The 9,109-nt window shown below is 69.9% G+C and carries 10 protein-coding genes; all 10 read right to left on the bottom strand.

Translation table 11 applies throughout. The annotated features are described in order from the left end of the window. Window positions 1-523 (bottom strand): adenine phosphoribosyltransferase (locus ABT085_RS39400; RefSeq protein WP_351619687.1); only part of this gene is annotated, 523 nt, incomplete at its 3' end. After that, entirely contained in the window at window positions 520-1,617 is a 1,098-nt protein-coding gene (gene secF, locus ABT085_RS39395; RefSeq protein WP_351619684.1) for a protein translocase subunit SecF, read from the bottom strand. The genes secF and ABT085_RS39400, both read right to left, overlap by 4 nt. A gap of 2 nt (window positions 1,618-1,619) precedes the next feature. Beyond that, window positions 1,620-3,365 carry a protein translocase subunit SecD gene (gene secD / locus ABT085_RS39390; protein ID WP_351619681.1) on the bottom strand — a complete coding sequence of 582 codons (1,746 nt, stop codon included), beginning with the start codon at window positions 3,363-3,365 and terminating at the stop codon, window positions 1,620-1,622. Window positions 3,366-3,497: 132 nt separating this feature from the next. Further along, on the bottom strand, window positions 3,498-4,013 hold the full coding sequence (yajC, locus tag ABT085_RS39385) for a preprotein translocase subunit YajC (protein WP_351619678.1): 516 nt from the start codon (window positions 4,011-4,013) through the stop codon (window positions 3,498-3,500). A gap of 164 nt (window positions 4,014-4,177) precedes the next feature. Then, window positions 4,178-5,248: a Holliday junction branch migration DNA helicase RuvB gene (gene ruvB, locus ABT085_RS39380; protein WP_351619675.1), complete on the bottom strand. Its 1,071-nt coding sequence runs from the start codon at window positions 5,246-5,248 to the stop codon at window positions 4,178-4,180. Between the two features lie 61 nt (window positions 5,249-5,309). Then, a complete protein-coding gene (ruvA, locus tag ABT085_RS39375) occupies window positions 5,310-5,915 on the bottom strand; it encodes a Holliday junction branch migration protein RuvA (protein ID WP_351619673.1) in 606 nt (201 codons plus the stop codon). Continuing rightward, window positions 5,912-6,442, bottom strand: coding sequence for a crossover junction endodeoxyribonuclease RuvC (gene ruvC / locus ABT085_RS39370; protein ID WP_351619670.1), 531 nt, complete (start codon window positions 6,440-6,442; stop codon window positions 5,912-5,914). The genes ruvA and ruvC overlap by 4 nt, the downstream gene beginning before the upstream one ends. A gap of 149 nt (window positions 6,443-6,591) precedes the next feature. After that, window positions 6,592-7,344: a YebC/PmpR family DNA-binding transcriptional regulator gene (locus ABT085_RS39365; RefSeq protein ID WP_351619663.1), complete on the bottom strand. Its 753-nt coding sequence runs from the start codon at window positions 7,342-7,344 to the stop codon at window positions 6,592-6,594. Between the two features lie 75 nt (window positions 7,345-7,419). Next, window positions 7,420-8,028 (bottom strand): pyridoxal 5'-phosphate synthase glutaminase subunit PdxT, encoded by a 609-nt coding sequence (pdxT, locus tag ABT085_RS39360; RefSeq protein ID WP_351619660.1) that lies wholly within the window; start codon window positions 8,026-8,028, stop codon window positions 7,420-7,422. Window positions 8,029-8,033: 5 nt separating this feature from the next. Next, a complete protein-coding gene (pdxS, locus tag ABT085_RS39355; protein WP_351619657.1) occupies window positions 8,034-8,948 on the bottom strand; it encodes a pyridoxal 5'-phosphate synthase lyase subunit PdxS in 915 nt (304 codons plus the stop codon). Window positions 8,949-9,109: the final 161 nt, after the last annotated feature.

Below are 9,109 nucleotides of genomic sequence, written 5' to 3'. Positions count from 1 at the left end.
GGGCTCCGTCCAGGGCCGCCTCCAGACGGGGACGGCCCGCGAGGAAGCCGAGCTCCATCAGGACGGCCGCGCCCGCGACCTCGGCTCCGGCCCGGTGGACGAGCTGGATCGCGGCCTCGGCCGTGCCGCCGGTGGCGAGCACGTCGTCGACGATGAGCACGCGGTCCTGCGCGCTCAGGTCCTCGGCGTGCACCTCGATCTCGGCGGAGCCGTACTCCAGGTCGTAGCTCTGGCTGAGGGTCGCTCCGGGGAGCTTGCCCGCCTTGCGTACGGGGATGAAGCCGATGCCCGCGCGGACGGCGACGGGTGCGCCGAGGATGAACCCCCGGGCCTCCAGGCCGACGATCTTCGTGGCGCCGGTGCGCCGGGCGATCTCCGCCAGGGCCTCGGTGAGCGCGGTGAAGGCCACCGGGTCCGCCAGGAGCGGGGTGATGTCCTTGAACATCACGCCCTGCTCCGGGTAGTCCTCCACGTCACGGATCCTGCTGAGCAGCAGGTTCGTGATGTCGGTGAGCTCGGTCATCGGCGCTTCCCCGACGGACGGCCACGGCCGCGGCTGCGCGGACCGACGACCGCGGCGGACGCGTCCTGCGACTCGTCGCCGTCGTGGTCGTGCGCGGACCGCGCCTCGGCGTACTCCTCCTCGGCGGCGGCCTGGGCGCGCTTGGCCATGACCCGCTTCTTGAGGGCCTTCATCTGCGGCTCGCGCTCCTTGAGGTCGGCGACGAGCGGCGTGGCGATGAAGATCGAGGAGTACGCGCCGGCCGCGAGGCCGACGAACAGCGACAGCGAGATGTCGTTGAGCGTGCCCGCGCCGAGCACACCGCCGCCGATGAACAGCAGGCCCGCGACCGGCAGCAGCGCGACCACCGTGGTGTTGATGGAACGCACCAGGGTGCTGTTGATCGACTGGTTGGCGACGTCGCTGTAGGTCCAGCGGGTCTGCTTGGTGAGGTCCTTCGTCTGCTCCTTGAGGCTGTCGAAGACGACGACCGTGTCGTAGAGCGAGTAACCGAGGATCGTCAGCAGACCGATGACCGTACCGGGCGTCACCTCGAAGCCGACCAGGGCGTAGATGCCGACCGTGATGGTGATGTCGTGGATCAGCGCGACCAGCGCGGCGATGGCCATACGCCACTCGAACGCGATGGCGAGGTAGATCACCACCAGGATCATGAAGATCGCCAGGCCCTGCCAGGCCTTGTTGGCGATCTGGTCACCCCAGCTGGGGCCGACCAGGTCCGCGGCGATCTGGTCCGTGGGGATGTTGAGGTCCTTGGACAGAGAGCTCTTGATCGCGTCGGACTTGCCGGTGTCCACATCGGAGATCTGGATACGCAGCTCGCCCCCGCCGAGCTTCTGCACGACCGCCTGGTGACCGGACGCCGATTCCGCGTACTGCTCCGCCTGCGAGACCGAGACGCTCGTCGACGGCGTGGTGAAGACGGCACCGCCCTTGAACTCGATGCCCATGTTCAGGCCACGCACCGTCAGGCCGAGAATGGCCGTGATGGTGATCAGGATCGAGATGCCGTACCAGATCTTGCGGTTGCCGACGAAGTCGTAACCGATCTCGCCACGGTGCAGTCGGGCGCCGAGGTTGCCGAGTTTCGACATTCTCACGCCTCCTTCGTCTCGGCGGGGGCGGAGGGACGGCGGGTGCGGCGCAGCGGCGGCTTGGCACCCAGTCGCTTCGGGTCGAGGCCGGACCAGCTGTGGCCCTCGGCGAAGAACTTCCTGCGGGCCAAGATCGTCATCAGCGGCTTGGTGAACAGGAAGACCACGACCACGTCCAGCAGGGTGGTCAGACCCAGCGTGAACGCGAAGCCCTGGACCTTGCCGACGGTGACGATGAAGAGCACCGCGGCGGCGAGGAACGACACGAAGTCGGAGACCAGGATGGTGCGCCGGGCGCGCGGCCAGGCCCGCTCGACGGCGGGGCGCAGACTGCGGCCCTCGCGGATCTCGTCCCTTATGCGTTCGAAGAACACGATGAACGAGTCCGCGGTGATACCGATCGCGACGATCGCACCACAGACCGCCGGCAGGTTCAGCGCGAAGTGGATGGTCGGGCCGAGCAGCGCCATGATCACGTACGTGAGGATCGCGGAGACCATCAGCGAGGCGATCGCGATGAGCGACAGACCCCGGTAGTAGAGCACCAGGTAGATCACGACGAGCGCGAGGCCGATGGCACCCGCGACCAGACCGGCGTGCAGCTGGTCGCCACCGAGGGCGGCGGTCACCGTGGTGACGCTCTGCTCCTTGAAGTTCAGCGGCAGCGCACCGAACGACAGCACGTTGGCGAGGCTCTTGGCCTCCTCCTGCGTGAAGTTGCCGGAGATCTCCGCGTTGCCGCCGGTCAGCGCCTGCTTGACGTACGGGTCGGAGACGACCTCACCGTCCAGGACGATGGCGAACTGGTTCTGCGGGGACTGCTGCTGGGCCAGCTGGCCGGTGACGTCGGCGAACTTCTTGGCGCCCGCGGACGTGAAGTCCATGGTCACGGTCCAGCCCGCGGCGGTCTGGGTGTTGTAGATGGCCTGGGCCTTCTTCACATCCGTGCCGTCGACCTGGGCGGGGCCGAGGATGTACTTCTGCCACTGGCCCTGCGAGTTCTGGCCGCAGGCGAGCGTGGCGTCCGTGGACTTGACGCCCTTGCCGGCCTGCGCACGGACCGTCTTCTTCGTGCAGTCCAGGGCCGCGTAGTCCGCTTCCAGCTTGCTGGTCGCGGCGTCGGCGGAGGCGCTGGCGGACGGGGAGGCGGAGGCCGAGGCGCTCGCCGACGGGGAGGCGTCGTCCTTCAGGGCGTCGGTGACCGCGCGGCCCTGCGAGGTGGCCGTCGCCGACGGGGTCGCGGAGGAGGAGGGGGACGCGGACGAGGTCGCCTTGTCGCTCGCCTTGTCCGAGGCGCTGCTGGAGGCGCTCGGCGACGGGCTGGCCGCCGCGGCGGCACCGGAGATCTCGGTGGCGAGGACCGGCCGGAAGTACAGCTTCGCGGTGGTACCGACCGCGGTGCGTGCCTCCTCCGAGTTCGTGCCCTTGGGGATGTTGACGATGATGTTCCGCGTGCCCTGCGTCTGGACCTCGGCCTCAGAGACACCGAGACCGTTGACACGGCGGTTCATGATGTCGACCGCGGTGTCCATGTTGGTCTTGTTGACCGCGGACTCCTGGCCCTTCTCGGGGACCGCCTCGAGCGTGATGCTCGTACCGCCGGCCAGGTCGATGCCGAGACGCGGAGTGGTGTGCCCGGAGGCGAACATCCCCCCGGTGAGCGCCGCGATGGCGATCAGGATCAGGGCCAGCGAGCGCCCCGGCTTGCTCTGGGCGCTCGCGCTCCGGCCCTTTTTAGGTGCTGCCACCTTCTCGTACTCCCTCTCGGGCCGCTCCGCGCCGGGTCAGCGCGGCAGCGACCATGCCATGGTGTGGGGACCGCTTGCGAGGTCCGTGTGCCGGGGGGCGCGGACCAGGTCCGCGCCTTCCCCGCTCACGTCTTACTTCGCTTCGGCGTCGCCGTCGGTCTTCTTCGGCTCTTCGTCCGACTTCGCGTCGACGGCCTTGTCGGCCTCGGAACCGGCGGTCTCGGTCTCGGCGGGCTCGTCCTTCTTGCCGAGGTCGACGGACTTGTCGCCGGGGAGAGCGGCAGCGTCGTCGGCGGGCGCGTCGGCCTCGGTGAGGGAGGAGGCGTCGTCCGGGACGACCTCGCTGTCGGACTTCAGGTCGTGCTCGACGCCGTGGACGATGCGGTTGTACTCGTCGTCGGTCAGGACCGCACCGATGGCGTTCTTCGCGAAAAGCAGATCCACACCCGGACCGGCGTCGACGAGAACGGTGTCCTCGTTGACCTCCTTGACCGTCGCGTACATGCCCCCGATGGTGCGGATGCCGCTGCCGGGCTGCATCTCGTTGCGCATCTGCGCAGCCTGCTGCTGCTTCTTCTTGGCCGACCGGGTCATCAGGAACATGGCCCCGATGAGCACGATGAACGGGAGGAGGGTCACGAGACTCACGGGTCGGAACTTCCTTCACACGACCGCGAAGGTGAGCGGCCTGATGGTTGGGGGTATGTGTACCGCCGAGAGAGGCGGCATCGGCGGAGTCTAAGCGAGTCCGCGTGCATGGAACAACGCTCAGCATCGCACCAGGGTTCCTGCTCCGGCCAATGCGCGCGCCGTCACGCCCCGAACAGGTCCCCTTGTCCGTTTCCCCCCGCTGAGGTGCGGGGCGGGGTCAGTCCGAGGTGCGTCCAGGCCGCCGGTGTGGCCACCCGGCCACGCGGGGTGCGCGCGAGCAGCCCCTCCCGCACGAGGAAGGGTTCGGCGACCTCCTCCACGGTCTCACGCTCCTCGCCCACCGCGACCGCCAGCGTCGACAGACCGACCGGACCGCCGCCGAACAGCTTCAGCAGGGCCTGGAGGACCGCCCGGTCGAGGCGGTCCAGGCCGCGCGAGTCGACCTCGTAGACCGCCAGGGCCGCCGAGGCGATCTCCGGTGTGATGAAACCGTCGGCCTTGACCTGCGCGTAGTCGCGCACGCGGCGCAGCAGACGGTTGGCGATGCGGGGGGTGCCACGGGAGCGGCCGGCGATCTCGGCCGCGCCTGCGGGGTCGATCTCGACGTCGAGCAGGCTCGCCGAGCGGTGGATGACGCGCTGGAGCTCGGCGGGTTCGTAGAACTCCATGTGCGCGGTGAAGCCGAACCGGTCGCGCAGCGGGGGCGGCAGCAGACCGGCCCGGGTGGTGGCCCCGACCAGGGTGAACGGCGGAAGTTCGAGGGGGATGGCGGTGGCGCCGGGGCCCTTGCCGACGATCACGTCGACGCGGAAGTCCTCCATCGCCATGTAGAGCATCTCCTCGGCGGGCCGCGACATGCGGTGGATCTCGTCGAGGAAGAGGACCTCGCCCTCCTGGAGTGAGGAGAGGATCGCCGCCAGGTCGCCGGCGTGCTGGATGGCGGGGCCGCTGGTGATGCGGATGGGGGCGCCCATCTCGGCGGCGATGATCATCGACAGGGTGGTCTTGCCGAGGCCGGGCGCGCCGGAGAGCAGCACATGGTCGGCGGTGGCACCGCGCGCGCGGGCGGCACGCAGCACCAGGTCGAGCTGCTCGCGGACCTTCTCCTGGCCGATGAACTCGCCCAGGTCCTTGGGGCGCAGCGCGGCTTCGACGGCCTGGTCCTCGCGGTCGGCGACAGCGCCCACCAGCCGCTCGGCGGCGGCGGCGTCGGTCGTGTCGTCCCAGTTCATGGAGTGTGCCTCGGGGTCTCGTGGGGGCGCGGTGACGCGGTGGGGCCCGGTCGCCGGCGGGTCAGCGGGCGCGGTTCAGGGTCTGGAGGGCCGCCTTGAGCAGCTGGCCCACCTGGGGTGCGGCGCCCGCGGCCTCGGCCTGCGGGGCCACGGCGGACACGGCCTCCTCCGCCTCCCGGGTCGAATAGCCCAGGCCGATCAGGGCCGCGTGCAGCTGCTCGCGCCAGCCGCTGGTCACCGCGGCGCCCACGGCGGGGGCGCCGGTCGGCGCGCCGAGCCGGTCCTTCAGCTCCAGCAGCAGCTTCTGGGCGCCCCGTTTGCCGATGCCGGGGACCGCCACCAGCGCCTTCTCGTCACCCGTGGCCACGGCTCGGCGCAGCGCGTCCGGGGTGTGCACGGCGAGCATCGCCTGGGCCAGCCGGGGGCCGACCCCGCTGGCCGTCTGGAGCAGCACGAACACCTGGCGCTCGTCGTCGTCCGCGAAGCCGTACAGCGTCAGCGAGTCCTCGCGGACGACCAGGGAGGTGGCGAGCTTGGCGGGCGCCCCGATCCGCAGCGTCGACAGCGTGTTCGGGGTGCACTGGACGGCCATGCCGACCCCGCCCACCTCGATCACCGCGGTGTCGGGAGCGAGTGCGGCGACCGTGCCGCTGACGAAGGCGATCATGCCGTACGGCCTTTCGATGTGTGCAGGGCGACGGCCTGCTGAAGTCGGTTCTGCGCGGGCGCGCGCCAGATGTGGCAGATGGCGAGGGCGAGGGCGTCGGCCGCGTCGGCGGGCTTCGGCGGTGCGTCGAGCCGCAGCAGACGGGTCACCATGGCTCCGACCTGCGCCTTGTCGGCCCGGCCGCTGCCGGTGACGGCGGCCTTGACCTCGCTGGGGGTGTGCAGGGCGACGGGGATGCCGCGCCGGGCCGCGCAGAGCATGGCGACGGCGCTGGCCTGGGCCGTACCCATCACCGTGCGCACGTTGTGCTGGCTGAACACCCGCTCCACGGCGACGAATTGGGGCCGGTACTCGTCCAGCCACTCCTCTATGCCCTGCTCGACGGCGAGCAGACGGAGGCTCAGCTCCGCGTCCGCGGGCGTCCGGACGACACCGACGCCGCACATCGTCAACGGGCGTCCCGCGACGCCCTCGACGACTCCGACACCGCATCGGGTCAGTCCTGGATCCACACCGAGTACGCGCACCGCGCTCCTTCTGCCGCTCACCTTGTCCGTCCTGCTGCGACAGGCTATCCGGCGGCACCGACAACGCGGCGCCGCCGGGGTCGGGACCGCCGTACGGCGAACGGCCCGCCGAAGTCCTCCTCGGCGGGCCGTTCGGTCGTCCGGTGCGCTCAGGCGTCGACCTTCTCCATGACGTCGTCGCTGACGTCGAAGTTGGCGAAGACGTTCTGCACGTCGTCGCTGTCCTCGAGCGCGTCGATCAGCTTGAAGATCTTCCTGGCGCCGTCCTCGTCCAGCTCGACCTGCATGGTCGGGACGAAGTTGGCCTCGGCGGAGTCGTAGTCGATCCCGGCGTCCTGGAGGGCGGTGCGGACCGCCACCATGTCGGTCGCCTCGCTGAGGACCTCGTAGGACTCACCGAGGTCGTTGACCTCCTCCGCGCCGGCGTCCAGGACGGCACCCAGGACGTCGTCCTCGGTCAGCTCGCCCTTGGGCACGATCACGACGCCCTTGCGGTTGAAGAGGTACGACACCGAGCCCGGGTCGGCCATGCTGCCGCCGTTGCGGGTCATGGCGACCCGGACGTCCGACGCGGCACGGTTGCGGTTGTCGGTGAGGCACTCGATGAGCACGGCGACACCGTTGGGACCGTAGCCCTCGTACATGATCGTCTCGTAGTCGGCGCCGCCGGCCTCGAGGCCGCCGCCGCGCTTGACCGCGGAGTCGATGTTCTTGTTGGGGACCGACTGCTTCTTCGCCTTCTGGATGGCGTCGTAAAGCGTCGGGTTGCCCTCGATGTCGACGCCGCCCATCCGGGCCGCGACCTCGATGTTCTTGATCAGCTTCGCGAAGAGCTTGCCGCGCTTGGCGTCGATCACGGCCTTCTTGTGCTTCGTCGTAGCCCATTTAGAGTGGCCGGACATCTGCCTGTCTCCTTCGCGTAACCCATCCTGTACGAACGCCCCCGGGTGTCGCCGCCCGGAAGTACCCCGGAGATCCTACAAGGACTCCACTGTGCGGTTCGCGCGCACCATGTCGACGAACAGCGAGTGAACACGGTGGTCCCCGGTCAGCTCCGGGTGGAACGACGTGGCCAGGACGTTGCCCTGCCGTACCGCGACGACATGGCCCGCGTGCTCGGCGAGCACCTCGGCCCCGGCCCCGACGGACTCCACCCAGGGGGCGCGGATGAAGACACCCTCTACAGGATCGCCCTCGATGCCCTTGACGTCGACCGCCGCCTCGAAGGACTCGTTCTGCCGTCCGAAGGCGTTGCGGCGCACGATCATGTCGATGCCGCCGATCGTCTCCTGGCCCGAGCGCGGGTCGAGGATCTTGTCGGCGAGCATGATCATGCCGGCGCAGGTGCCGTAGACCGGCATTCCGGCCGCCACGCGCGCGCGGAGCGGTTCCATCACGCCGAAGAGGACGGCCAGCTTGGAGATGGTGGTGGACTCGCCGCCGGGCAGGACCAGGCCGTCCAGCTCGGCCAGTTCCTCGGGGCGCCGCACCGGCCTGGCCACGGCGTCGGCCGCGGCCAGGGCGATGAGGTGCTCCCGTACGTCGCCCTGAAGGGCCAGGACGCCGATCACAGGTGCGTCGTTCATGTGGGTTACCAGCCGCGGTTGGCGTAGCGCTCGGTCTCGGGGAGGGTGTCGCAGTTGATGCCGACCATGGCCTCGCCCAGGTTGCGGGACGCGTCCGCGATGATCTTCGGGTCGTCGTAGAAGGTGGTGGCCTTCACGATGGCGGCGGCACGCTTGGCCGGGTCGCCCGACTTGAAGATGCCGGAGCCGACGAAGACGCCCTCGGCGCCGAGCTGGCGCATGAGCGCGGCGTCGGCGGGGGTGGCGACACCACCGGCGGAGAACAGCACGACCGGCAGCTTGCCGAGCTCGGCGACCTCCTTGACGAGCTCGTACGGGGCGCGCAGGTCCTTGGCGGCGGCGTACAGCTCGTTGTTGTCGAAGCCGCGCAGCCGGGCGATCTCGTTCTTGATCTGGCGCAGGTGGCGGACCGCCTCGACGACGTTGCCGGTGCCGGCCTCGCCCTTCGAGCGGATCATCGCGGCGCCCTCGGCGATCCGGCGCAGGGCCTCGCCCAGGTTGGTGGCGCCACAGACGAAGGGGGTGGTGAACGCCCACTTGTCGGAGTGGTTGACCTCGTCGGCCGGGGTGAGGACCTCGGACTCGTCGATGTAGTCGACGCCGAGCGACTGGAGGACCTGGGCCTCGACGAAGTGGCCGATCCGGGACTTGGCCATGACCGGGATGGAGACGGCCTCGATGATCTCCTCGATCATGTTCGGGTCCGACATCCGGGCCACGCCGCCGTCCTTGCGGATGTCGGCGGGCACCCGCTCCAGCGCCATGACGGCGACGGCACCGGCGTCCTCGGCGATCTTGGCCTGCTCGGCGTTGACGACGTCCATGATCACACCGCCCTTGAGCTGCTCGGCCATGCCGCGCTTCACGCGGGCGGTGCCGGTCTCGGGGGCCTGGGCGGTGGGGGGAATCGTGCTGGACACGGGTTGACCTCGCTCGGAGAAGAGGGTTTCTACAGCAGGGAGGAAACGGGATCGGACCAGGCCACAGCAAGGGCCAATGGGGAGGCGGTGGATCGTTTTGGCCCGCGGACCGGTCCGCGGGCCGTCCGGCCGTGGCTCAGGCGGCGCGGTCCGCCAGGAAA

Origin of the sequence: Streptomyces sp. NPDC002265, assembly GCF_040296125.1 — a bacterium.
Lineage (GTDB): Bacteria > Actinomycetota > Actinomycetes > Streptomycetales > Streptomycetaceae > Streptomyces.
This window is presented reverse-complemented; position numbering and strand designations above follow the sequence as displayed.